The 23,508-nt window shown below is 67.9% G+C and carries 20 protein-coding genes; 7 read left to right on the forward strand and 13 right to left on the reverse strand.

Annotation, left to right across the window (positions count from 1 at the left end):
- Positions 1-2 precede the first annotated feature (2 nt).
- The 6 genes from ASE02_RS10720 to mutT form a co-directional block, all read right to left on the reverse strand.
- Positions 3-1,046, reverse strand: a complete 1,044-nt coding sequence (locus tag ASE02_RS10720; protein ID WP_056733971.1) for a sensor histidine kinase — start codon at positions 1,044-1,046, stop codon at positions 3-5.
- A gap of 192 nt (positions 1,047-1,238) precedes the next feature.
- On the reverse strand, positions 1,239-2,108 hold the full coding sequence (locus tag ASE02_RS10725; protein ID WP_235536665.1) for a LysR substrate-binding domain-containing protein: 870 nt from the start codon (positions 2,106-2,108) through the stop codon (positions 1,239-1,241).
- Positions 2,109-2,372: 264 nt separating this feature from the next.
- Complete coding sequence (gene rsgA, locus ASE02_RS10730; protein ID WP_056733975.1) at positions 2,373-3,446, reverse strand: ribosome small subunit-dependent GTPase A; 1,074 nt, start codon at positions 3,444-3,446, stop codon at positions 2,373-2,375.
- Between the two features lie 191 nt (positions 3,447-3,637).
- Positions 3,638-3,955: a hypothetical protein gene (locus ASE02_RS10735; protein WP_056733977.1), complete on the reverse strand. Its 318-nt coding sequence runs from the start codon at positions 3,953-3,955 to the stop codon at positions 3,638-3,640.
- Positions 3,955-4,482: a phage baseplate assembly protein V gene (locus ASE02_RS10740; RefSeq protein WP_056733979.1), complete on the reverse strand. Its 528-nt coding sequence runs from the start codon at positions 4,480-4,482 to the stop codon at positions 3,955-3,957. The genes ASE02_RS10735 and ASE02_RS10740 overlap by 1 nt, the downstream gene beginning before the upstream one ends.
- A 93-nt stretch (positions 4,483-4,575) precedes the next feature.
- Positions 4,576-4,986 (reverse strand): 8-oxo-dGTP diphosphatase MutT, encoded by a 411-nt coding sequence (gene mutT, locus ASE02_RS10745; RefSeq protein ID WP_056733981.1) that lies wholly within the window; start codon positions 4,984-4,986, stop codon positions 4,576-4,578.
- A gap of 288 nt (positions 4,987-5,274) precedes the next feature.
- On the opposite strand from mutT, the gene ASE02_RS23230 reads away from it, so the two are divergent.
- Both ASE02_RS23230 and ASE02_RS10755 read left to right on the forward strand, forming a co-directional pair.
- On the forward strand, positions 5,275-6,813 hold the full coding sequence (locus ASE02_RS23230; RefSeq protein ID WP_082602001.1) for a M10 family metallopeptidase C-terminal domain-containing protein: 1,539 nt from the start codon (positions 5,275-5,277) through the stop codon (positions 6,811-6,813).
- Between the two features lie 316 nt (positions 6,814-7,129).
- Complete coding sequence (locus ASE02_RS10755) at positions 7,130-8,629, forward strand: DEAD/DEAH box helicase (RefSeq protein ID WP_056733985.1); 1,500 nt, start codon at positions 7,130-7,132, stop codon at positions 8,627-8,629.
- 97 nt (positions 8,630-8,726) lie between these two features.
- Here the strand turns inward: ASE02_RS10755 and argJ are convergent, their stop codons facing one another.
- Positions 8,727-10,151 (reverse strand): bifunctional glutamate N-acetyltransferase/amino-acid acetyltransferase ArgJ, encoded by a 1,425-nt coding sequence (argJ, locus tag ASE02_RS10760; RefSeq protein ID WP_056733987.1) that lies wholly within the window; start codon positions 10,149-10,151, stop codon positions 8,727-8,729.
- The gene (locus tag ASE02_RS10765; RefSeq protein ID WP_056733989.1) at positions 10,148-11,170 is read right to left on the reverse strand and encodes a peptidylprolyl isomerase; all 1,023 of its coding nucleotides are present in this window, start codon (positions 11,168-11,170) and stop codon (positions 10,148-10,150) included. Before ASE02_RS10765 ends, argJ begins: the two co-directional genes overlap by 4 nt.
- 152 nt (positions 11,171-11,322) lie before the next feature.
- Between ASE02_RS10765 and ASE02_RS10770 the strand changes: the two genes are divergently transcribed.
- The 3 genes from ASE02_RS10770 to ASE02_RS10780 all read left to right on the forward strand — a co-directional run bounded on the left by ASE02_RS10770 (position 11,323) and on the right by ASE02_RS10780 (position 16,309).
- Positions 11,323-12,495: an acetyl-CoA C-acyltransferase gene (locus ASE02_RS10770; protein WP_056733992.1), complete on the forward strand. Its 1,173-nt coding sequence runs from the start codon at positions 11,323-11,325 to the stop codon at positions 12,493-12,495.
- A 220-nt stretch (positions 12,496-12,715) separates the two neighbouring features.
- The gene (gene secA / locus ASE02_RS10775) at positions 12,716-15,478 is read left to right on the forward strand and encodes a preprotein translocase subunit SecA (protein ID WP_082602002.1); all 2,763 of its coding nucleotides are present in this window, start codon (positions 12,716-12,718) and stop codon (positions 15,476-15,478) included.
- Entirely contained in the window at positions 15,479-16,309 is an 831-nt protein-coding gene (locus ASE02_RS10780) for a bifunctional 2-polyprenyl-6-hydroxyphenol methylase/3-demethylubiquinol 3-O-methyltransferase UbiG (protein WP_082602003.1), read from the forward strand.
- A 36-nt stretch (positions 16,310-16,345) separates the two neighbouring features.
- On the opposite strand, the gene ASE02_RS10785 is transcribed toward ASE02_RS10780, so the two are convergent.
- Both ASE02_RS10785 and ASE02_RS10790 read right to left on the reverse strand, forming a co-directional pair.
- Positions 16,346-16,810 (reverse strand): hypothetical protein, encoded by a 465-nt coding sequence (locus tag ASE02_RS10785; protein WP_056733993.1) that lies wholly within the window; start codon positions 16,808-16,810, stop codon positions 16,346-16,348.
- Between the two features lie 8 nt (positions 16,811-16,818).
- Positions 16,819-17,616, reverse strand: coding sequence for a DUF4198 domain-containing protein (locus ASE02_RS10790; protein WP_056733995.1), 798 nt, complete (start codon positions 17,614-17,616; stop codon positions 16,819-16,821).
- Positions 17,617-17,784: 168 nt separating this feature from the next.
- Between ASE02_RS10790 and ASE02_RS10795 the strand changes: the two genes are divergently transcribed.
- A complete protein-coding gene (locus ASE02_RS10795) occupies positions 17,785-19,854 on the forward strand; it encodes a TonB-dependent receptor domain-containing protein (RefSeq protein WP_056733997.1) in 2,070 nt (689 codons plus the stop codon).
- 1 nt (position 19,855) lies between these two features.
- Positions 19,856-20,557 (forward strand): energy transducer TonB, encoded by a 702-nt coding sequence (locus tag ASE02_RS10800; RefSeq protein ID WP_082602004.1) that lies wholly within the window; start codon positions 19,856-19,858, stop codon positions 20,555-20,557.
- A gap of 148 nt (positions 20,558-20,705) precedes the next feature.
- On the opposite strand, the gene ASE02_RS10805 is transcribed toward ASE02_RS10800, so the two are convergent.
- From ASE02_RS10805 to ASE02_RS10815, 3 genes are read right to left on the reverse strand one after another with little or no spacing between them, the layout of a single operon-like run.
- Entirely contained in the window at positions 20,706-21,080 is a 375-nt protein-coding gene (locus tag ASE02_RS10805) for a nuclear transport factor 2 family protein (protein WP_056734000.1), read from the reverse strand.
- Positions 21,077-22,057 (reverse strand): NADPH:quinone reductase, encoded by a 981-nt coding sequence (locus ASE02_RS10810; RefSeq protein WP_056734002.1) that lies wholly within the window; start codon positions 22,055-22,057, stop codon positions 21,077-21,079. The genes ASE02_RS10805 and ASE02_RS10810 overlap by 4 nt, the downstream gene beginning before the upstream one ends.
- Positions 22,058-22,100: 43 nt before the next feature.
- Positions 22,101-23,489 carry a carotenoid oxygenase family protein gene (locus ASE02_RS10815; RefSeq protein ID WP_056734004.1) on the reverse strand — a complete coding sequence of 463 codons (1,389 nt, stop codon included), beginning with the start codon at positions 23,487-23,489 and terminating at the stop codon, positions 22,101-22,103.
- Positions 23,490-23,508: the final 19 nt, after the last annotated feature.

Here is a 23,508-nt window from a genome sequence, read left to right on the forward strand (position 1 = left end):
GGTCAGCCCACTCCAGGCGAAGGGATTACAAGATGCAGCGGCAGACGGACGGTGGCGGTGAAGCCGGTGTCGCGCGCCGCGGTCTCCAGGCGCCCGGCCGGGCCGTAGAGGGCGGCCAGGCGGGTGCGGATATTGCGAAGGCCGACGCCGGTTCCGCCCACCGATGGGGCGGCGCAGCCGCGTCCGGTGTCCTTGACGCAGATCGTCAGCTCGCCCCCGGCCACGCGCGCCGCCACCCCGATCGTCGCGCCCAGTCGCGAGGGGGCCACGGCGTATTTCACCGCGTTCTCGACCAGGGGCTGGAGGATGAAGCTGGGCACCAGGGCGCCCAGCAGGTCCGGCGGACAATCAAACGTCACGTGCAGCCGCTCGCCGAAGCGGACGCCTTCGATGTCCAGATAGGACTCGATGGTCGCGAGCTCGTCGGCCAGCGAAATCGGCTGCTTCGGATCGGTGTCGAAGCTGGTGCGAAGGAAGCTGGCCAACCGGGAGGTCATCGCCTCGGCCTCGGCGTTGCGATGGGTGATCACCAGGCTGGAGATGGCGTTCAACGTGTTGAACAGGAAATGCGGATTGAGCTGGAAGCGCAGCGCTTCGATCCGGGCGTCCTGGGCCACGGCCTCCGCCTGCGCCGCCCGCCGCCGCTGCGCCTTCGCCGCCTCCTCCGATCTCAGCGCCCAGAACAGCGTGGCGTTGAGGCAGAAGGTCCACGAATAGAGGATCAGCACGAAGCCGATGCGGGACGCATCGATGGTCGTCCAGGCGGCCCAGGCCGGAAAGAACGCCCGGGTCAGCCAGACATAAAGGCCAAGGTCGACCGCGCTCTGGATCGCGCCGGCCGTCAGACAGGCCAGCGCCAGCAGCGGCCACAGGATCACCGGCCCGCGCGTGGCGAGCGCGCGCCACAGCACATGGATCACCGCCGTTTGAGCCAACGCGATCACCAGCAAGGGCGTCTGGATGAGGAACTGCAACAGGAACGAGCCGCGCCCCAGCATCGAGGCCAGCAGCGCCACCAGCACATAGCCGAAGGCCCACAGGATCAACGAAATCCTGGCGGCGGCGCCCGGCAGCCTAGAATACGTCCGTCCTCCCCCCGCCATCCGCCGTCTCTCCTGACCCATCGGCCAGGACGGCGAACTCGACGTCGCGGCGCGATCATCTCATCGCGCAACTAGCGCCGGCCATCGGCGGCCTTTCGACCAGAGCCGACGGAGCGGCGACCAAATCAGCCGGGCTCAGGATTGGGCGGCGGGGCCCTCCGCCCGTATCCGCGCGGCGAGCTCCTTGAGCTGCTTGCGGCGCGGCGAGGCCGATCGCCAAGCCATGGCGATGGTGCGGCTGGGCTCGGGCGCCGGAAACCGTCGCAGCGCGATCCGAGGATCGGCGAGGTCGCCTGCCGCCATCCGCGGCAGCAGGGTTACCCCCTGCCCGTGCGCGACCAGCTGGAGCAAGGTGGTCAGGCTGGTGGCGCCGAAGGTCGACAGATCGCTGAGCTCACAGGCGCCCAGGGCCTGGTCGCGCAAGCAATGGCCCTCCTCCAGCAGCAGCAGGCGCTCGCCGGGCAAGGCGCGCGGGTCAACCGCCGCCAGCGGAGCGTCGGCCGGACTGGCCAGCAGGAACGGGTCCTCGAACAGGGTCTCCACCTCGACGCCTTCCGCGTGAAGCGGCAAGGCGGCGATCACGGCGTCCAGATCGCCGGCGGCCAGTTCGGCCATCAGCAGCGCGGTGCGGGTTTCGCGGATCTTCAGATCCAGATCGGGAATGGCGTCCTGCAGCAGCGGCAGGATCCTGGGCAGCAGATAGGGCGCAACGGTCGGAATGAGGCCGAGCGCCAGGCGCCGCGAGCGGACGCCCCGCCGTTCCCGCGCGAAATCCTCCAGGTCCTTGACGCCCGCCGTCAGGGCCCGCGCCCGCTCGGCCAACGCCCGGCCGTCGTCGGTAAGCGCCACGCCGCCACGGCCGCGCTCGACCAGGACCAGGTCCAGCTCGGCCTCCAGATCGCGGATCTGCATCGATAGCGCCGGTTGGGTGATGTTGCAGGCCGCGGCGGCGCGACCGAAATGCCGCTCCTCGGCCAGGGCGGTCAGATAACGAAGTTGGCGCAAAGTCGGCATGTCGATCAGATACTCTGATCCAAGCTTTCCGTGAACTGAGCGCCGAGAGACCGTCGAGACAGGTCAGGTGCGTCATTTCGCGCGGGCCGACACCAAATATGGGGCTGGCGTCGCGCGTGGACTCGGGTCCAACCTAACAACGTTCGCAGCGCGCGTCGCAGCGAGCCGGTTGAAGCCTAGCTTCGGCTCCTGAGAGGCCCGCGGTGATCCGAGCTCACCGCGGGCCTTTTCACATTCGGCTGGCGGCCCGCCGCCTCAATAGGCCTCCCGATCGCGATGCTTCAGCCGCTGGCGCGAGGCCTTGTGCCGCTGGATCCACAGCTTGCGGTTCTCGACCTGGGCCCGGGGATCGTCGCGGCGATCCAGATGGGCCAGCTCGCGCTGCAGCTTGCCGTAGCTCCGCCAGCGTCCCGCATCGAGCTCCCCGCGGTCCAGCGCCGCGCGGACCGCGCAGCCCGGCTCGGCCTGGTGGCCGCAATCGCGGAACCGGCACGCGGCGGCCAGAGCCTCGATGTCGCCGAACGCCGCGGCTACGCCTTCGTCGGCATCCCATAGCCCAAGCTCGCGCATGCCTGGGGTGTCGAGGACCAGCGCCCCGGTCGGCAGGACCACCAGTTCGCGGTGGGTCGTGGTGTGACGCCCCTTGGCGTCATCCTCGCGGACACCGCCGGTGGCCATCAGCTCCGCGCCGGCCAGGGCGTTGACGAGCGTTGACTTGCCTACCCCCGAGGAGCCGAGCAGCACGGCGGTCTTGCCGGGCGCAAGCAGGTTCGAAACCTGCGCCACACCCTGGCCGGTCACCGCCGAGACCGCGTGGACGGGAACCCCGAAGGCGATCGCTTCCACCTGCGCGATCAGGGCCTGCGCGTCCTCGCAGGCGTCGGCCTTGGTGAGCACGATCACCGGCTGAGCGCCGCTCTCCCAGGCGGTGGCCAGGTAGCGTTCCAGCCGGCGCAGGCTGAGGTCGGCGTTCAGCGAGGCGACCAGCAGGACGAGGTCGACATTGGCCGCCACCACCTGGGAGCCGCCGCCTGGGCCAGACGCTCTACGGATGAACACGCTGGAGCGCGGCAGCAGGTGGTGGATGGTCGCCGCCCCCTCCTGCGCACGCACCGCGCAGGCGACCCAGTCGCCGGCGACGGGGTGATCGCCGCTCAGGGCCTCATGCAGGAATTTCCCCGAAAGCTCGGCCGAGACCTCGCCCTGCGGGGTGGCGAGCCGGTAGAGCCCGCGCTGTTGAACAATGACGCGGCCGGGCGCGAAGCCGCGCGCCGCATGGTCGGTGAATTGGCGTTGGAGCGTCTCGCTCCAGCCGTATGTGTCTAGCAAGGCTGGACATCCTTCGGTTCGAAGGCCTGGTCAGGCGTTCGCCGAAAGTCCTACGGTATCAGGATACCTGTTCGGCGACGCAGCGAAGGGTGGTGCGGCTGAGAACAGTCATGGCTTACCCCTCCTTTTCGCGTCGCATTGGGGACGGGCGAAGGCTAGGCGCAGGCGCCGGGCGGGTCAAGACGAGCGCTTCAGACCCCGCGCACCCGGTTCTGCGCTGACGCGACCGTCAACGGCGCGCCGGTGGGGGCGGCCATGGCGAAGCTCTCGGTAAGCAGCACCGGCTGACCGAGCGAGGTGACACGGGTCGCGGCGGTGGTGAACTGCGCGATCAGGCAGGGACCGCCGGCCTGCGGCGGCAAGGGGCAACCGGCGATCGGCCATGGACCAGGCGCGGTGACGATCGGCGCACCGCTCACCCGCACGCGGGCGCTCGGCGCGGCGGGGTGGGCTCGTCCGCCGTGGGCGCAGATCACCACGGCGGCGGCGTCGAGAAGCGCACTGGGCATCAGACGATCTCCAACGCCCCGCCGTTGATGGTGACCGCCGGTCCGTGCAGCACGATGCTGGCGCCTTGCCCGTTGTCGATGGTGATGCCGGCGTCGGTGACGCGGATGGTGGCGCCCGAGGCGCTCTGCAGCATCACCCCGCCCGCCGGGCCGGGCAGGTCGCTGATCACCAGGCGGTTCTGAAGCGCGCTCTGCAACACGATGGGCGGCCCTGACGGCGGTCCGGCCTGGGCGGCCGCGGGCGTCTCGGCGGCGCTGGACCAATAGCCGCCGACCCATACCGGCCGGCCCGGATCTCCCGCCTCGAATTGCAGCCAGACGCTCGCGCCGACCGGCGGCACAAAAACCGCGCCCATGCCGGGGCCGGCCAGCGGCATGCAAGGCATGGCCCAGCCGGCGACCGCGGACACGTCGGGACAGACGACGGAGAGCCGGCCAATCCCCTGGGGATCCAGGTTCGCGACCACGAGGCCGCGGTAGAGGCCGAAGAACCGTGCGCCCGCCTTGGGCCGGGGAGTCGGGGGCATGAGCATCCTCCTCGCGGCGGGCTTGTCGCCGCCTGAGGGGAGGCTAACCGCACATGGCGCCGCCGTCCCGCGCTTAACCCCGCGCGTTGGCGCTCAGATCAGGTCGCGCAGCCAGGCGACCAGCGGCTCGTCGGCCGGGGGCATCGGATAGTCGGTAAGCTGGGCGGGCTTCACCCAGGCGATGGCGTCATGCTCCTTGGCGGTCACGAAGCCCTCCCACCGCCGGCAAAGGTACAGCGGCATCATCAGGTGGAACGCCTCGTAGGCGTGGCTGGCGAACACGAAGGGGGCCAGGCAGGCGTGCGCGACCTTGATCCCCAGCTCTTCGTCCAGCTCGCGGATCAGGCACTCCTCGGGGGATTCGCCCGGCTCGACCTTGCCGCCCGGAAACTCCCACAGGCCCGCCAATTGCTTGCCTTGCGGGCGCTTGCAGATCAGCACGCGGCCGTCGGTGTCGATGAGCGCCGCGGCGGCGACGAAGAGCATGGGTTTGGTGTCAGCCATGCCGCTTCCTCGCGGGACTGCACGCCGAATGCAACCGACAACTGAACGCCCCGCCCCGACCGCCAGCCGCTACACGGCTAGATGCAATCACGTCGCACATGCATCACGCAAGATCCGACTGCACATTCCGTGATCGACGACAGATATTGCCCCCTGAAGATCCTTGTGCGTTGATAAGCGTCCAAAGGTAAGCGTTGCTGTATTCAAGGCTCGGCGACTACCTCCACGCGATTATGAGTCAGGCCGACACAGCCAAGCTTACCGTGACAACTCCACAACGGATTGCTCATGACAAAAATAACGACGCCTAGGGAGGCGATCACCCTGGAAACCGGTCTGCCTGCGGACCGCGAAATCCGATACGACGCATCGGCCGATCCCGACGCGGGCGGAACCATGCGAGATCTGCCGATCTGGACACCGGAACAGATCGCCGCCCAACTCAATCGCACCGGCTTTGAATGGAGCGCCAAGGCCCTCTCGGACGGGGCGCTGACCTACGGCTTCTATGACGGGCCGACCACGACGGGCATCTACAACAATCCCCACGAAGCCGCCGAGAAGTACGGCTATTCGCCGATGAACGAGGCCCAACGCGCAGCGACCCGCGACGCGCTGGGATACTGGGACGACCTCATTCCGCTGCGCTTCGAGGAGCAGTCGGTCGGTCACGGCAACTGGGACCTGTCCTACGCCACGACCACCACCGGACCTGGCCAGGCCTGGGCCTACCTACCGCACGGCACGGCCTACGGCGCGAAGTACCAGCACATCGAAGGCGACGTCTGGGTGAACCCCGGCCCCGTCAGCGGCCTGCAGCTGGAAGAGGGCTTCTATGGCATGCAGACCCTCATCCACGAGACGGGGCACGCCCTGGGGCTGTCGCATCCGGGCGACTACAACGCCAGTGACGAAGGCCCGTTGAGCTACGCCCTGGCCGACTATTACCAGGACTCTCGCCAGTACACCGTGATGTCCTACTGGGACTCCTACGAGACCGGCGCGCGGCACATCGACTGGGCCACGATGCGGTACGTCTATTCCCCGACACCTCTCGTCCACGACGTCGTCGCGATCCAGGCGATCTACGGCGTGGATACGACCACCCGCACGGGGGACACGACCTACGGCTTCAACTTCACCGCCGATCTCGCCGACCGCACGGCCTTCCAGCTCACGGCGCACAAGCTGGCGCCGGTGTTCACGATCTGGGACGCGGGCGGTGTCGATACCCTGGATCTCTCAGGCTACGACACCCCGTCCTACATCGATCTCAACCCCGGATCGTTCAGCAGCGCCGGTGGCGTGGACCACTTCCTGACCCTGGCGGAGATCAACGCGAACAACGCCGCCGCCGGCCTGCCGGCGCGTTCGGAGCTGCTCTACGAAATCTACAACAACGGGGTGGACGGCATTAACGGCGGCGAGAGCTGGCGTGAGATCATCGGGGCGACCGATCCGCTGATGCACGACAACATCAGCATCGCCTACGGCGCGATCATCGAGAACGCGGTGGGCGGCTCGGGCGACGACACCATCGTCGGAAACGCTGTCGACAACCAGTTGACCGGCGGGGCGGGAGAGGACCGGTTCGTGCTCAAGGCTGACGCCGGCCACGACACGATCACCGACTTCCAGGCCGGCGCAGGCCTGGGCGACGTCATCGACCTGACCGGCGTCGCCAACCTGCACAGTTTCGCCGACGTGCAGGCGCACTTGACCACCGACATCAACGGCGACGCCGTCCTGGCCCTGGGGTCAGGAGCGGTGCGGCTGATAGGCGTCTCCACCTCTGATCTCGCGGCCGACGACTTCGTGTTCGCCTGATCCGATCAGCGGCCTAGCGGCCGATGCAACGGGAGCGGCGCCGCGGCGCCGCTCCCGCCAAGTCGGCTCCAACGCTGGATTGGCTTGACTTTTCTGCTCTAAACCCTCATCTCCACGCTGCGCTGCAGCAAAAGCGGCGATATCGGCGCTCCAGTCGCGTGATGGGTTCCAAGTCGAACCCAGCCTGTCGAGCGCTTGAAGAGATCGCATAGATCGCCCCGCCACGCGGGGGCTTTCCACAACTGACCCGCGCCCCCGCGACCCTTGGCACAGCCAAGCGGCCGGGCACGGCGCATATGTGAAAGACACATACGTTTTGACCAAGTTTACTGACCTCGGCCTCGACAAATCCTTGCTCAAGGCCCTGGCCGACGAGGGCTACACCACGCCCACCCCGATCCAGGCTCAGGCCATTCCGGGCGTGATGAGCGGCCGCGACCTGCTGGGCATCGCCCAGACCGGGACCGGCAAGACCGCCGCCTTCGCCCTGCCCATCCTGCATCGCCTCGCCGCCGACCGTAAGCCCGCGCCCCGCCGCGGCTGCCGCGTGCTGGTGCTGTCCCCGACCCGCGAACTGGCCACCCAGATCGCCGAAAGCTTCAAGACCTACGGCAAGCACATGGGCGTCTCTGTCGCCGTGGTGTTCGGCGGCGTGAAGTACGGCGGCCAGATGCGCGCCATGGCCCCCGGCGTCGACGTGCTGGTCGCCACGCCCGGCCGTCTGATCGACCACCTCGGCGAGAAGTCCATCACCCTGGGCGGCGTTGAGATGTTCGTCCTCGACGAAGCCGACCAGATGCTGGACATGGGCTTCATCCTGCCCATCCGCCGGATCGTGAAGCACCTGCCCAAGGATCGCCAGAACCTGTTCTTCTCGGCGACCATGCCGACCGAGATCGGCAAGCTGGCCAGCGAACTGCTGAACCCCAACCCGCACAAGGTGGCGGTGGCCCCGGAATCGACCACGGTCGAGCGCGTGACCCAGAAGGTCATCTTCGTCGAGACCGCCCGCAAGCGCGCCCTGCTCTGCGAACTGTTCGCCGAGAAGAACTTCAAGCGCGTCATCGTCTTCACCCGCACCAAGCGCGGCGCCGACCGGGTGGCCAAGTCGCTGGAAGCGGCCGGCGTCGAAGCCGCGGCCATCCACGGCGACAAGAGCCAAGGTCAACGCGAACGCTCGCTGGCGTCCTTCAAGGCCGGTGAAGTCCGCGCCCTGGTCGCCACCGACATCGCCGCCCGCGGCATCGACGTCGACGCCGTGACCCACGTCGTCCAGTACGAACTGCCCAACGTGCCGGAATCCTACGTCCACCGGATCGGCCGTACGGCCCGCGCCGGCGCTGGCGGTTCGGCCGTGGCCTTCTGCGCCGACGACGAACGTAACCTGCTGCGCGACATCCAGAAGGTGACGCGTCAGACCATCCCGTCCTTCGACCGCCGCAACGACAAGGGTCTGCACGTCATGACCCAGGCGATGCCGGAAATCGCCGCCGAACGCGCCGAGGCCGGCCGTAACAACAACGAGCGTGGCGATCGTGGTCAACGCAAGCCGCAAGGCCGCAGCGATCTGCCGGGCGGCCTGCGCCAGCAGCGCAACCGTCCGAGCGCCGGCGCCAAGGCTGGCGGCGGCGGCGGCGGCCAACGTCAGGGCCAGGCCAGCGGTGATCGTCATCCGCACGGCGCCCGCACGGGCGGCGAACGCGCCTCGACCACGCCGATCAGCCAAGCTCAGTTCAAGGGCCCGAAGCGTGAAAAGGCTCAAGGCCAGGGCGGCCAAAGCAGCGCCCCGGCCAAGCGCTGGACCCCGCTGGACTAACGACTATCAAGCCCGCGCCCGGCTCACGTCGGGCGCGGGACATTGAGATCGCGATCATCCGCCCCCGGTTCGAACTCGAGCCGGGGGCGGTGTCGTTTCAGGACCGATAGTCGCCGTTGATGGCGATGTATTGCTTGGTCAGGTCGCAGGTCCAGACGCTGGCGGTGCCGCGCCCGACCCCGACGTCCACCGAGACCTCGAGCTCCTGGTTCTTCATGTAGGCGCTCATCTTGGCCTCGTCGTAGGTCGGCGAGATCAGCCCGTCCTGGGCGGCGACGAGGGGGCCGAACTGGATCTTCACCCGGTCGCGGTCGATCGGCTCGTCGGCGCGGCCCACGGCCATGGCGATCCGGCCCCAGTTGGCGTCCTCGCCGGCGAAGGCGGTCTTGACCAGCGGGCTCTCGGCGATCGTGCGCGCGATCTTGCGGGCCGAAGCCTGGCTTTCGGCGCCGCTCACATTGATCTTCACGAACTTGCTGGCGCCCTCGCCATCGCGGACCAGTTGCAGGGCCAGGTCCAGCAGCACCGCCTCCAGCTTTTCGCGGAAGTCGGCCAGGCGCTTGTCGCCGGCGCGGCTGATGTTCGGGGCGCCGGACTGGCCGGTGGCGAACAGCAGCAGGGTGTCGTTGGTCGAGCGGTCGCCGTCCACCGTGACGCAGTTGAAGGTCGTACGGGTGTAGAGGCTGGCCAGGGTCTGCAGCGCCGACGGCGAGATCGCCGCGTCGGTGGCCACGAAGGCCAGCATGGTCGCCATGTCCGGCGCGATCATGCCCGAGCCCTTGCAGATCCCGGCGATGCGCACCTTCTCGCCGTCGATCATCGCCTCGGCGTAGGCGCCCTTCGGGAAGGTGTCGGTCGTCATGATCGCCCGGGCCGCGCCGGCCCAGCCGTCGTCGACCAGCTTGGCGTCCACGTCGGGCAGCCGATGGGTGATCTTGGCGTCGTCCAGCAGCACCCCGATCACGCCGGTCGAGGCGACCATCACGTCGCGCTGGCGGCAGTCGAAGCGCTTGGCCACGGCCGAGGCGACCCGGCGCACCGCGTCGGCCCCCGGTTTGCCAGTGAAGGAGTTGGCGCAGCCGGCGTTGACCACCAGGGCGCGGACGTCGGCGCCCTTGGTCATCTCCAGATGCTTCTTGCACCAGTCGACCGGGGCCGAACCGATGCCGTGCCGGGTGAAGACCCCGGCCGCCGAGGTGCCGCGCGCGAAGCGCATGACCAGCAGGTCCTCGCGGTCCTGCTTGTAGAAGCCGGCCCGGCCGGTCGCCAACTGCACGCCGGGGATCGGCGGCAAGTGCGGGAAGGGAACGGCCAGCGGCGAGACCGGCAGCGCGGCCTTGCCGGGCTTGGCCGCCGGTTGCGGCTCGGGCTTCTGCTTGGTCGTGGCGCGCTTCAGCGCCGTGGCCAGGGGGTCGAGAGCGCCAGCCAGCGCCTCCACCGGCTTGGCGGCGGCCTCGAGGGCCTTGCCGGCGGTGCTCTTCTTGGGCGCGGCGGTCTTCTTGGGAGCGGGGGTGCGGGTCATGGCTTGGCGGCTTTGGCTTGAGCGGGGGGCGCGGCGGGCGCCGGCGCGGTCTTGGCGGCCGGCGCGGCTTGCGCCGCATCCGGAGACAGGGGGGCCGCCTTGGCGGGCGGCGGGGCGTCGGCGGGTTCCTTGGGCTGGCCGGGCACGTCCTGCGGCGCGCCGATCAGGGTCTGGACCTTCGCCCGACTTCGCAGCTTCTCAAGCAGGTCGCGAACCTGGTCATAGGTCAGGAAGCGGACGATCTGCGGCCGCGCGGCCTCCAGGGTGATCGGCTGCTCCATCCGCCGGTCCTCGACCTTCATGATCGCCCAGCCGCCGTCGGTCTGGAACGGCCCGACAATGTCGCCGACCTTGGCGGTCTTCAGATTGGCGGCATAGGCCTCGGGCATCACGTCGGTGGTGAAATAGCCAAGATCGCCGCCGTTGAAGCGGGTGGCCGCGTCGCTGGAGCGCTCCATCGCCAAGGCCTCGAAGGAGGCGCCGGTGGCGACCAATTTCTCGACGGCCAGGGCCTCGGCCTCGGTGGCGACCAGGATCTGGCGCGCCCGGATCTCTTCGGACTGCTTGGCGAGCTTGAGCTGCTCTTGATAGAGGCCGCGGATGGCGTTGTCGTTGACCGCGCCGGAGACCACGCTCTCGACCAGCATGTCGCCCAGGATGCGCTCGCGCGCCGCGGCCAGCCGCTTCTGGGCGACCGGATCTTTGTCCAGCTTCCGTGTGACGGCCTCGGCGGCCAGCAGCTTCTGGTCGACCACCTCGTCCAGCACGCGGCGGAACAGGTCCGAGGAGATGTCGAGCGGCTCGCCCTCGCCGATCAGCCCCTGGGCCACCGCCTCGCGCTTCACGTCCGAGGCCCAGACGGTCTTGCCGTCGACCTTGGCCACGGCCGTATCTCCAGGCTGCGGCGCCCCCTCGGTTCCCCCGCGATCGCCGCAGGCGACCAGCATCAGGCTGGCCGCGAGCATGACGGCGAAGACGCTCAAGGCGTGAGGAAAGCGACGGAAGCTTGAGTGCGTCATAGGGGACGTACCTCGAATGCAAAAACGGCCCGCGGGCGTCTGTCCGTCCCTAGCCAACTAAGCGCTGGGATGCAAAGGTCGCGCCCGATCAAACACCGTACGGATCTCATAGTGGCCGTGGCGGTCTTAATTTTTGACGGGAGGATTTTTTCATGACGCGTGAAGCCGTAATCGTTTCCTACGCCCGGACTGGCATGGCCAAGTCGGGTCGTGGCGGGTTCAATATGACCCCCACCGTCACCATGGCCGGCCACGCGATCAAGCACGCCGTCGAACGCGCAGGCGTCGACAAGGCTTCGGTGGAAGACGTCATCCTGGGCAACGTGGCGCACGGCGCCGGCAACCTCGGCCGCCAGGCTGCGCTGCTCGCGGGCCTGCCGATCACCACCTCGGGCGCCACCGTCAACCGCTTCTGCTCCTCGGGCCTGCAGACCATCGCCACCGCCGCCAACTACATCCGTAACGACGGCGCCGAAGTGGCGATCGGCGCGGGTGTCGAATCCCTGTCCTTCCCGGGCGGCGGCGGCGGCGGCGACAACTTCGACAAGAGCCTCAGCGCCCAATACCCGGCCCTGTTCATGCCGATGATCGACACCGCCGACATCGTGGCCGAACGCTACAAGGTCAGCCGCGAAGCCCAGGACGAATACAGCCTGGAATCGCAGCGCCGCATGGCCGCCGCGCAGCAAGCCGGGAAGTTCAAGGACGAGATCGTCCCGCTGGCGACCAAGATGAAGGTCGTCAACAAGGAGACGAAGGAAGAAAGCATCGTCGACTATCTGGTCGATCGCGACGAGTGCAACCGCCCTGACACCACCCTGGAAGGCCTGGCCAAGCTCCAGCCGGTCCGCGGTGAAGGCAAGTTCATCACCGCCGGCAACGCCTCGCAGCTGTCCGACGGCGCCGCCGCCGTGGTGCTGATGGAAGCCAAGGCCGCCTCGAAGGCCGGCCTGACCCCGCTCGGCGCCTTCCGCGGCTGGGCCGTGGCCGGTTGCGCTCCTGACGAAATGGGCATCGGCCCGGTCTTCGCCGTGCCGCGTCTGCTGGAACGTCATGGCCTGAAGATCGACGACATCGACATCTGGGAACTGAACGAAGCCTTCGCCTCGCAGTGCCTCTACTCGCGCGACAAGCTCGGCATCGATCCGGAAAAGTACAACGTCAACGGCGGCTCGATCGCCATTGGCCACCCCTACGGCATGACCGGCGCCCGTCTGACCGGCCACATCCTGCAAGAAGGCAAGCGTCGCGGGGCCAAATGGGGCGTCGTGTCGATGTGCATCGGCGGCGGCATGGGCGCCGCCGGCCTGATCGAGATCTTCTAAGGCGATCAGACACTAAGTGATTTGGCCCTCCCCTCACCGGGAGGGCCTTTTCATTTGCGGAATTCGCTTGCGGCTCACGCACCCGTCACCCTAGCCGCGTTGACACTGGCATGGCCGCTGCTTAAGTCTCGCGCGCCCCTAAAAGAGCGGAATTTCCGGGCAGGCGAAGGGCTGGACAAGGCCGCCGCCGGCCCCATCCCGCAAATCCGGAACGTTTCCCTTGAGCATCTTCCAACGCTTCTTCGGCTCTTCCAATGACCGCAAGGTCAAGGCGATGGCTTCGCGGGTCGCGAAAATCAACGCCTTCGAGCCAAAGATTCAGGCGCTGTCCGACGACGAACTTCGCGCCAAGACCCAGGAATTCAAGGACCGGCTCGCCAAGGGCGAGACGCTTGAGGACCTGCTGGAAGAAGCCTTCGCGGTCGTCCGCGAAGCCGCCAAGCGCGTGCTCGGCCAGCGACATTTCGACGTACAGCTGGTCGGCGGCATGGTCCTGCACGCCGGCGGCATCGCCGAGATGCGGACCGGCGAGGGCAAGACCCTGGTCGCCACCTCGCCGACCTACCTGAACGCGCTCTCGGGCAAGGGCGTCCACGTCATTACGGTCAACGACTACCTGGCTCAGTTGCACGGCGACTGGATGGGCCAGGTCTATGCGTTCCTCGGCCTGACCACCGGCACCATCGTTCACGGCCTGTCGCAGGGTCAGCGCAAGGCGGCCTACGAGGCCGACATCACCTACGGGACGAACAACGAGTTCGGCTTCGACTACCTGCGCGACAACCTGGTCTATGACGCCGAAGAGATGGTCCAGCGCGGCCACCACTTCGTGATCGTCGACGAGGTCGACTCCATCCTGATCGACGAGGCGCGCACGCCTCTGATCATCTCGGGCCCAACCGAGGACCGCAGCGAGCTCTACAAGACCATCGACCTGGTCGTGAAAGAGCTGATCAAGGATCCCAAGACCTTCGACCACGACGAGAAGCAGCGCCAGGTCATCCTCACCGAGGAAGGCTCGGAGATCGTCGAGGAGATGCTGACCACCGGCGGGCACCTGGAACAGGACTCGGCTGGCCTCTACGACGCCGCCAACGTCTCCATCGTCCACCATGTGAACCAGGCGCTGCGCGCCAACATCCTCTACACCCGTGAGAAGGACTACATCGTCCGCGCGGGCGAAGTGATCCTGATCGACGAGTTCACCGGCCGCATGATGCAGGGCCGCCGCCTCTCGGAAGGCCTGCACCAGGCCATCGAGGCCAAGGAAGGCGCCCATATCCAACCCGAGAACCAGACCCTGGCCTCGGTGACGATCCAGAACTACTTCCGCCTCTACACCAAGCTGTCGGGCATGACCGGCACCGCGGCCACCGAGGCCCAGGAGTTCGGCGACATCTACAAGATGGACGTGGCCGAGATCCCGACCAACCGTCCCGTCGCCCGTATCGACGACGACGACGAGGTCTATCGGACCAACGCCGAGAAGAACCAGTCGATCCTGAAGCAGGTCGAGGACTGCTACGTCCGCGGCCAGCCGATCCTGGTCGGCACCGTCTCCATCGAGAAATCGGAACAGCTCTCCGAGCTGATGAAGGCCCACAAGTTCGAGTATCAGGGCAAGACCGTCACCGGCCTGCCGCACAACGTGCTGAACGCGCGTTACCACGAACAGGAAGCCATGATCGTCGCCGACGCCGGGATCCCCGGCGCGGTCACCATCGCCACCAACATGGCCGGCCGCGGCACCGACATCCAGCTGGGCGGCAATATCGACATCCGCGTGCTGAAGTGGCGCGAAGAGCAACGCGGCCTCGGCATCGAGGTGACGCCGGAAGCCGCCGCCGAGGAACGTGCGCGGATCGAGACCGACACCAAGGCCCTGAAGGAAACCTCGCTGGCCGCCGGCGGGCTCTATGTGCTCGGCACCGAGCGCCACGAAAGCCGCCGCATCGACAACCAGCTGCGCGGCCGGACCGGCCGTCAGGGCGACCCGGGCCACTCGAAGTTCTTCCTGTCCTGCGAAGACGACCTGCTGCGGATCTTCGCGGGCGAACGCCTGGACTCGATCATGCGCACCTTCGGCGTCCAGGAAGGCGAGGCGATCACCCACAAGTGGCTGAACGCCGCCATCGAGAAGGCCCAGAAGCGCGTCGAGCAGCGGAACTACGAGATCCGCAAGAACCTGTTGAAATACGACGACGTCGTGAACGACCAGCGCAAGGCCGTGTTCGAGCAGCGCGCCGAGTTCATGACCGCCACGGACCTGTCCGACGTCATCGGCGAGATGCGCCAGGACACCATCGAGGACCTGGTCAACCGCCACCTGCCGCCCAAGGCCTATGCCGAACAGTGGGACATCGCCGGCCTGACCGAGCGCGTCACCGAACTGCTGGGCATGGACCTGCCGATCGCGCAGTGGGCGGCCGAGGACGGCATCGCCAACGAAGAGATCCAGGAGCGTCTGCAAAAGGCCGCTGACGCCCGCGCCGCCGAGCGCGAGCAGATCATCAGCCCCGATCAGATGCGCAACATCGAGAAGAGCTTCCTGCTGCAGATGATCGATCTGCAGTGGCGCGAGCACCTGATGCACCTCGACCACCTGCGCAACGTCATCGGCCTGCGCGGCTATGGTCAGCGCGACCCGCTGAACGAGTACAAGACCGAGGCCTTCTCGCTGTTCGAGAAGCTGCTGGTCGACCTGCGCCAGAACGTCACCCGCTGGCTGATGACGGTGGAGTTCCAGTTCGCCGAGCCGGAACCCGTCGCGCCCCTGGCCGGCCTGACCGAAGTGCACATGGACCCGCTGACCGGCGAGAACATCGCCCAGATGGGGGCCCTGCCCGACGGCCTGTCGGCCGAACAGCGCGAAGCCCTGCCGATCACCGCCCTGCCGGACGGCTGGGAAAACACCGGCCGCAACCAGGCCTGCCCCTGCGGCTCGGGCAAGAAGTTCAAGCACTGCCACGGGGCGTTGATCTAGGTGACGGCGGCCCAGGGCGACTACGTCCTCAAGGTCGACGGCTTCTGCCCGGTCTGCGAGCAGGACAGCACTTTCGCGGCTAGGGATCCCTGGCTGCGCGACCACTTCCTCTGCCTGAACTGCAGCTCGCAGCCGCGCGAGCGGGCGTTGTTCTCGGTGCTGACGCAGCTGCGCCCCGACTGGCGCAAGCTAGCTATCCACGAAAGCTCGCCCGGCACCGCGGCCAGCCGCCGGCTGCAGGACCAGGCGCCCGGCTACCTGGCCAGCCAGTACGACCCGTCGATCCCCTGGGGCTCGGTGCACCCCCGGGGATGGCGTTCGGAAGACCTGGAGCGGCAGACCTTCGCTGACGCCAGGTTCGATCTGGTCGTCACCCAGGACGTCATGGAGCACGTCTTCGCCCCCGACCTGGCGATGCGTGAAATCGCCCGCACCCTGAAGCCGGGCGGCATGCACATCTGCACCGTGCCGATCGTGAACAAGGAAGGCCCCTCGGTCCGCCGCGCGCGGCGCAAGGCCGATGGCACGGTGGAGCACCTGCTGGAGCCGGTGTTCCACGGCAATCCGATGGACCCGAACGGGTCGCTGGTCACCGTCGACTGGGGCTACGACATCGCCGCCTATTGGGACGCCGCCAGCGGCCTCTCGACCACGATCTTCACGATCGACGATCCGGGCCGCGGCATCCAGGCCGAGTACATCGAGGTGCTGGTTTCGCGGAAGGCCGGCGTGCCGGACCTGTCGGGCGACGTGGCTCCGACACCGGTGCGCGAAAGCGAACTTCGCAAGTTCGCTCGCAGGGTTAAACGCCGCCTGACGGCGGCGCGCTAAGAGACAGGCGACCCGCCGGGCCGCCTGTCGATAGTCTCATTCGCCCTTCTTCTTCTCACCGGCCGAAACGACGCCGTCGCCGTCGCCGTCCTGCTCGGCGAAGGCGCGCGCGCCCGAGGCGGCGAACTCGGCCGCCGACATCGCCTTGTCCTTGTTCGTGTCGAGAACGCCGAAGCGGACATGGGCCTGGCGGATCTGGCGCACCTCCTCCTCGGCCTTGCGTTCGGCGGTCTCGGTGGAGGCCGCCAGCTGGGCGGTCAGGCGGGCCTGGTACTCGCCGACATATTCGGCCTCGTCGACGACGCCGTCCTTATTGACGTCCATGGCCGCGAAGCGCTGGTCGCGGATGGTTTTGAACTCGGCGGCGGTGACCTTGCCGTCCTTGTCGATGTCGTAGTCGATGATGAAGGCCGAGTGCTCATGCGGAGCGGCGTGGGCGGAGGCCGCGCCCAGCGCCAGCAGGGCCGCGGTCAGGGCGAGGGGAAGACGCAAAGCGGTCATGGCGGGTCCTATTCGGTCGCTTCAAAGGTGAGGGTGTAGCTGTAGCTGCGGTAGGGGGTCTGCGCGCCCGCCGGCGAGGCCGTACGGTGGCGGATGAGCGCCAGGTAGGTCCCGGCGTCGGGCGGGGTGATCGAGAACCGCCCGGAGGCGTCGGTCTTGATCTGATCCAACACCTTCTTCTTGCCGTCGTAGACGCCGGCGCTGCGGTAGACCTCGACATTGGCGCCGGCCACCGGCTTGCCCTCGAACAGCAGCTCGAAGGTCGCCGGCCGGGCGGCGAAGATCTCGCTGGGATGGGTGATGGGCCGCAGTTCCAGGCTCTTGCCGGTGGGCGCCAGGGCGTCCTTGGTCGGCGAGCCGCGGGTCACATAAACCTCGGCAAGGGTCATGCTCTGGACATCGACCAGTTGGGCGCCGGCGGGCCGCTCGGCGCCCTCGCCGATCACCCAGTCGCCGGCCGGGCCCTTGTACATCTTGCCCACGCGGCCGAACCGCTCGCCCGACGAGACCCGGTAGGTGCCCTTGGCCGGGACCGGCGCCTCGAACACCGTCAGGTCGCGCAGATAGGTGACGTCCTTGATCGGGGTCACCGTGCCGCCCGGCCCGCGCGTGTGGAAGGCGTCGGACTTCATCACCACCTCGGACACGAAGGCGTCCTCTGCGAAGCCGGCCTGGACCGTAATGTGATCACGATCGGTCAGGTCGAACATGTTGGGCAGCATAAAGGGCATGTGCGCCAGGGCCACGCCCGGCGCAGCCGCCAATAGTCCGGCGCCCGCAAGCGCCGCAAAGCCTAATCGCCCCATAGGATCCCTGCTCCATCATTCTCAAAATTGAAACCCGGATAGTGCAATTGCGACTCACTTGCAATTATCTTTCCGATAGCGCATTGACGGCTCGCCGACCGCCCACGGGGGGCGTTGCGCAACAAATATGCGACTGACTCGCATTTGCATACTGATATGGAGATATCTATGGGGCGATCGATGTGGTGGAGCCGGGCGGCGCTGCTGGCCGGAACCTCCTGCCTGCTGATGGCGGGAACGGCTCAGGCCCAGGAAGCCCACCCCAAGGGCGAAGGTAGCACCGCCGCCGCCCAGCTTTCACTTGGCCGGATCGTGGTCTCGGCCGGCGCCGAGAAGGTCGCCATCAACACCCCCCAGGCGGTGACCGCGCTCGACCAGGAAGACATCGACCAGACCCAGGCCACGACCATGGGCGACCTGCTGGAGGCCATTCCCGGCGTCAGCGTGGTCGGCGGCGTCTCGGCCCTGGGCCAGGGCTTCAACATCCGCGGCATGGGCACCGGCATCGCCGACTCCGACAGCCGCATCCTCACCCAGATCGACGGGGTGACGAAGTTCTACGAGCAGTACCGGATGGGCGCGCTGTTCAGCGAGCCCGAGCTTTACAAGCGCGTTGAGGTCCTGCGCGGCCCGGCCTCCTCCACCCTCTATGGCGCCGGCGCCCTGGCCGGGGTGGTCAACTTCACCACCAAGGACGCCTCCGACTTCCTGAAGGGCGACGACCGCTTCGCCGTTCGCCTGAAGGGCGGCTTCGAGAGCAATTCGGAGGGCCTGTCCGGCTCGGCCATCCTGGCCGCCAAGCCCAGCGAGAACCTCGACCTGCTGGCCGTCGTCACCGCCCGCGACGCCGATCACTACAAGAGCGGCGACGGCGTGACGGTGAACCCGTCGAACGTGAAGTCCAATTCCTACCTGCTGAAGGGCCGCTACTATGTCGGCGGCGACAAGCAGCACAGCATCTGGGCCTCGTACCAGAACTGGCGCTCCGACAGCACCCAGATGTACGACCAGGCCGAGGCCTTCGGCACGACGCCGGTGCGCCGCAAGGTCGACGACATCACCGCGGTCGTCGGCTACGAAAACGACTTTGGCGGCAGCAAGCTCTTCAACCTGGAAGCCCAGGGCTCCTACGCCAACTCCAAGGTCGAGCAGCGCGAAACCACCTTCCTGCCCGGCGTCACCTATTCCGAATTCTCCTACGAGACCTGGCAAGGCCGCATCCAGAACACCTCGCGGTTCTCGTGGGGCGAGGACTGGGCTGGCTTCCTGTTCGTGGGCGTCCAGGCCAACCGCCAGGAGCGGCGCAATCCGCGCGTCAACGCCGCCGGCGTCACCAATCCGGGGGCGGCCACCCACCCCGAAGGCGACATGGACAAGTACGGGGTCTACGCCCAGGCCGAGCTGGTCTGGTCCGACAAGCTGACCATCATCCCCGGCGTTCGCATCGACAAGACCAAGCTGAAGCCGGGCGCAGGCGTCACCACCCGCCGGAGCGTCGAGGACACCGCCGCCTCCCCCAAGTTGGCTGTGCTCTATTCGCTGAGCGACAACTTCGCGGTGTTCGGCTCGGTGGCCCGCACCGTGCGCATGCCGGTGCTGGACGAGATCTATAGCCGCACCAGCGCCGTCACCTCGAACTTCAGCCTCAACTTGAAGCCCGAAGAGTCCGACAACATCGAAGGCGGCGTCACCCTGTCCTTCGACGGGGTGATCGCGCAAGGCGACGCGGTGCGGGTGAAGGTCACCGCCTTCCGTAACGACGTCTCCAACCTGATCACCCGGGGCACGGCCAACTCGCCCTACTTCGTCAATGTCGGCGAGTCGCGGTTCGAAGGCGTCGAGGTCGAGGCCGAATACGCCTCGCGCGGCCTATTCGCCCGCGCCGGGCTGTCGGTGATCGACGGCGAGAACAAGATCACCGGCAATCCGCTCAACACCATTCCCGCCGATGAGTTGGACGTGACGCTGGGCTACAGGTTCACCGACCTGAACCTGTCGGCCGGCTGGCGCGGCGAGTTCGCCGCCGACCAGAAGGACATCGGACCGGGCGGCAAACGCACCGGCGGCTATGGCGTGCACAACCTCTTCGTGACCTGGACGCCGCAGGACGGCGCGCTCTCCGGGCTGGAGCTGCGGGCCGGCGTCGACAACGTGCTCGACAAGCAGTTCCGCCGCCACCTCTCGGCGCTCGACGCCGAGGGCCGGACCTTCAAGCTCACCCTCGCCCGGACCTTCTAGGATGAAACTCACCCGTACACGCGTGACGGCGGCGGCGGTCTCGACCGCCTTCAATGTCGGGCTGATCGCGCTGGTCATGCGGACCGGCGCGGACGCCCCGCCTGTATGGGACGAGACCGTGGTGATCGCGGAACTGGTTCAAGTTCGGGGCGGAGAGACGCACGCCCCGAGCCAGTCGGCGCAGGCTCCTTCCTCCCCTCCTCGGGAGCCTGCGCCGGCGCCCCCTGTTCCGAACCTGACACTCCCCCAGGCCTTGCCAGATAGCTCCCGGCCGGCCGACCCCTCGCCGCCTTCCAACGCCGCCGCAGCGCCTCCCGCTATCGCCGTGTCCACGGCCGCTGCATCCACAACCTCGGCCGCGCCGCAGCGGGCTGGCACGCGCGAGGGCCTGGATATCGACGCACCCAACGGCGCCAGCCTGGACTACGCCTCGCGCCTGCGCGCCTGGCTGGAAGCCCACAAGACCTATCCCAAGCGTGCCCGGATGCGACGCGAAGAAGGTGTCGTACACGTCCAGTTCGCCGTCGATCGCGAGGGCCGCCTGCTGCGCGGAAACGTGGTGCACAGCTCCGGCTTCGCCAGCCTCGACGCCGAGGCCATGGCGATGCTGGACCGCTCGAACCCCTTCCCCGGCGCCCCGCATACCGTCCGCGGCGAGCGGATCGAGGTCAGGGCGCCGGTGGAATTCTTTTTGACGCGGTGAAGGTTGGCTGCGACCAGATCCTCCCCCTCTGGGAGGTGGCGCGCGAAGCGTGACGGAGGGGGCTTGCTGAAGCAGTCAAAGTCCCCCTCACCCGGCCAAGGGGCCGGGAGCTCCCCCAAAGGGGGAGCATCTGACGGGAGGGACGCGCCTACGCCAGTGTCACGAAGGTCTCGCTCTCGATCACCCATTGGCCGACTGACTTCTTCCAGACCGCCAGATAGGACCCGGACGAGGTCGCGTCCTTCCAGGTGGCGACCCAGGTCCCGGTCTCGGCGGCGCGCTGCCCCTCGGCGTCAAGCACAACGCTCTCGGTGGTCCGGGCGTAGGTGACGAAGCTCGGATCGGCGAACTGGGCCTGGAAGGCCGCCAGCACCGCCTGGGCGCCCATCAGCAATCCGCCCTCGCCGGAGATCAAGTTCACTTGGCGGTCGAAGAACGGCGCCAGCCGCCCCGCGTCGTGGGCGGCGATGATCTTGTTGGTCAGCTTGCGCCGCGCGCGGATGGTGTCTTGCGGCGTCGTCATGGCTCCACCACCGCGGTCCCGACCTTGCCGCCGGCCTCGACCAGTTCGTGGGCGCCCGCACAGTCGGCCAGCGGGAAACGGCCGGCGACCGACAGGATGCGTTCGCCCGTCCCGATCCAGCGGGTGATGTCCTGCTGCGCACGCTTGCGGGCCTCGTGCGGCGAGACCGGCAGATAGACCCCCTGGATCATCAGGTTCAGCCCCATGGCCGCCCCGACCGGCACGACGGGCGTCGGCGCGCCCTTGGTGGCGTAGTAAGCGACCGACCCGTTCATGCGGACGCTGGCCAGGGTCGAGGCGATGTTGCCGCCGAAATCGACCTCCACCACGTGGTGTACGCCCTCGCCGTCCGTCAGCTCGCGCACCCGCGCGGCGACGTCTTCGCGGCGATAGTCGATGACGTGATGCGCGCCGCCGGCCCGGGCGCGCTCAGCCTTCTCCTGCGAGCTGACCGTGGCGATCACCGTGGCCCCGGCCCAGGCGGCGAGTTGCACCGCATAGTGACCGACCGCGCCAGCCCCGCCGGTCACCAGCACCGTGCGGCCCTGGACCGGTCCGGCCAGGAACAGGGCGCGATGAGCGGTCATGCAGGGAATGCCGAGCGTCGCGCCTTGCGCGAACGAGACCCCCTCCGGCAGCACGCTGAGCAGGTCGGTGTCGAGTTCGATGTACTCGGCGGCCGAGCCGAACGCCCGGCCGTTGCGCTGGCCGTTGTAGAACCAGACCCGCTGGCCGATCCATGAGGCCGGGACGCCCGGCCCCACCGCCTCGACGACGCCGGCCCCGTCGCTGTTGGGCGTGATCCGGGGATAGGCCATGGGCGCGGAGCCGCCGCGCATCCCGACATCGGACGGATTGACGCCCGAGGCCTTGATGGCGACCAGCGCCTGACCCTGGCCAGGCGCCGGCGTCGGCAGATCGCCGTACTGCAAGACCTCGCGGGCCGGGCCCGTGCGGTCGTACCAGATGGCTTTCATGCGGCCTCCCAAACTCGCCCCGATAAGCGGGGCGAGGGGAAGTCTAGCCCGCCACCCAGTTGCCGTGGAAGCCGAACGGCACCCGGCGTGGCAGTTCGGCCACCGCGATCGGTCCTTTGGCGATATCGAGCGCCTCGAACACCAGCAGGTCGCTGCGATCCTCGGCCGCACGCCAGACCACCGCGGTGATCCAGCCATCGCCCTCGGCCGCGTCGGCGGAGCGCGGGGTGAAGACCGGCTCGGAGGTCATGTCGCCGCCCGTCAGCGCGTAGACTTGGCGCTTGCCGGTCACCAGATCGAGGTGGGCGATGGCCGTCTGCTTAATGGTCTTGGCGTTGCTGGGATCGGCCGCGTACCAGCCGTGACGGTGGGCCGAGCCGGCGTAGCGTTCGTCGAAGCGCGGGAACTCGCCGTCCAGATCGTCGATGGCCTCTTCCTTGATAGCGTCGCTGTTTCCATCGAGGTCGAAGGTCCAGCGCACCATCCGCGCGGCGCTGTGCTGGCCGGGCGAGCCGTCGGCGTTGGGGAACAGCGGCGCGGTGTCATAGCGGAAGACGTCGGCGATGATCTTGCCGCCCTCCTCCCAGGCGTTCATCGGGTGGAAGACATAGGACGGCGGGGCGTTGAACCAGCGGATCGAGGCCACCTCGCCGTCGCGGCGCATGACGCCGACATGGCTGCCCTTGTCCGGCTCCCAGGCATAGGCCGGCAGGCCCTTCATCGCCCGCTCCAGGCTGCCGGTCAGCGGCAGAATCGGGAACAGGGCGTAGTTCTCGGTGACCAGGAAGTCGTGGACCATCGAGGAGAACGGCGCCTGGAAGTCGTCGCGCCGCACCACCTTGCCGCTGGCGTCAGTGACGCCGTAGCTCATCCCGGCCGACAACGGCATGTCGCCGACACCATAGCCGAACCAGACCATCTCGCCGGTCTTGGGGTCGATCTTCGGGTGGGCGGTGACCTTGCCGTTGTACTCGGTGGCGTAGCCTTTGGAGTCCAAGGTGCGCTCGGCCATCTCGAACGGCGCGTGGGCCTCCTCCAGCGCCAGCAGCCGGCCGGCGTGGAACAGAATGTTGGTGTTGGCGACCCCGCTCTCCTTGCCCTGGGCGATCGGGTCGGTGGTCATCGGATTGCCGAAGCCGCCGAACAGGGCGCGGCCCTCAGAATTCTCCAGCTCCCACTTGGGCGTGCGCACATAGCGGTTGCGGTAGCTGACCTTGCCGTCCTCGACGTGGAAGGCGTGGATCATGCCGTCGCCGGTGAACCAGTGGTACTCGCCGCGCGGCTCGAACTGCGGGTTCGGGCCGGTGCGATAGAGCGTGCCCTTCAGTTCCTTCGGGATCTCGCCCTTCACCACGAGATCGAAGTCGTCCTCGCTGCGGACCGGCGCGAAGTTGCCGGACAGATACGGATTGATGCGAACGTCGCCATCCATGACGCTTCTCCCTGAATTG

The organism is Phenylobacterium sp. Root700 (assembly GCF_001429025.1).
Lineage (GTDB): Bacteria > Pseudomonadota > Alphaproteobacteria > Caulobacterales > Caulobacteraceae > Phenylobacterium.

Coding starts and splice junctions, on each gene's coding strand:
- ASE02_RS10735 (WP_056733977.1), bottom strand. CDS start 3,955: ATGCCCAGTGCGCTTCTCGACGCCGCCGCCGTGGTGATCTGCGCCCAC.
- ASE02_RS10740 (WP_056733979.1), bottom strand. CDS start 4,482: ATGCCCCCGACTCCCCGGCCCAAGGCGGGCGCACGGTTCTTCGGCCTC.
- mutT (WP_056733981.1), bottom strand. CDS start 4,986: ATGGCTGACACCAAACCCATGCTCTTCGTCGCCGCCGCGGCGCTCATC.
- ASE02_RS23230 (WP_082602001.1), top strand. CDS start 5,275: ATGACAAAAATAACGACGCCTAGGGAGGCGATCACCCTGGAAACCGGT.
- argJ (WP_056733987.1), bottom strand. CDS start 10,151: ATGACCCGCACCCCCGCTCCCAAGAAGACCGCCGCGCCCAAGAAGAGC.
- ASE02_RS10765 (WP_056733989.1), bottom strand. CDS start 11,170: ATGACGCACTCAAGCTTCCGTCGCTTTCCTCACGCCTTGAGCGTCTTC.
- ASE02_RS10770 (WP_056733992.1), top strand. CDS start 11,323: ATGACGCGTGAAGCCGTAATCGTTTCCTACGCCCGGACTGGCATGGCC.
- ASE02_RS10785 (WP_056733993.1), bottom strand. CDS start 16,810: ATGACCGCTTTGCGTCTTCCCCTCGCCCTGACCGCGGCCCTGCTGGCG.
- ASE02_RS10790 (WP_056733995.1), bottom strand. CDS start 17,616: ATGGGGCGATTAGGCTTTGCGGCGCTTGCGGGCGCCGGACTATTGGCG.
- ASE02_RS10795 (WP_056733997.1), top strand. CDS start 17,785: ATGGGGCGATCGATGTGGTGGAGCCGGGCGGCGCTGCTGGCCGGAACC.
- ASE02_RS10800 (WP_082602004.1), top strand. CDS start 19,856: ATGAAACTCACCCGTACACGCGTGACGGCGGCGGCGGTCTCGACCGCC.
- ASE02_RS10805 (WP_056734000.1), bottom strand. CDS start 21,080: ATGACGACGCCGCAAGACACCATCCGCGCGCGGCGCAAGCTGACCAAC.
- ASE02_RS10810 (WP_056734002.1), bottom strand. CDS start 22,057: ATGAAAGCCATCTGGTACGACCGCACGGGCCCGGCCCGCGAGGTCTTG.
- ASE02_RS10815 (WP_056734004.1), bottom strand. CDS start 23,489: ATGGATGGCGACGTTCGCATCAATCCGTATCTGTCCGGCAACTTCGCG.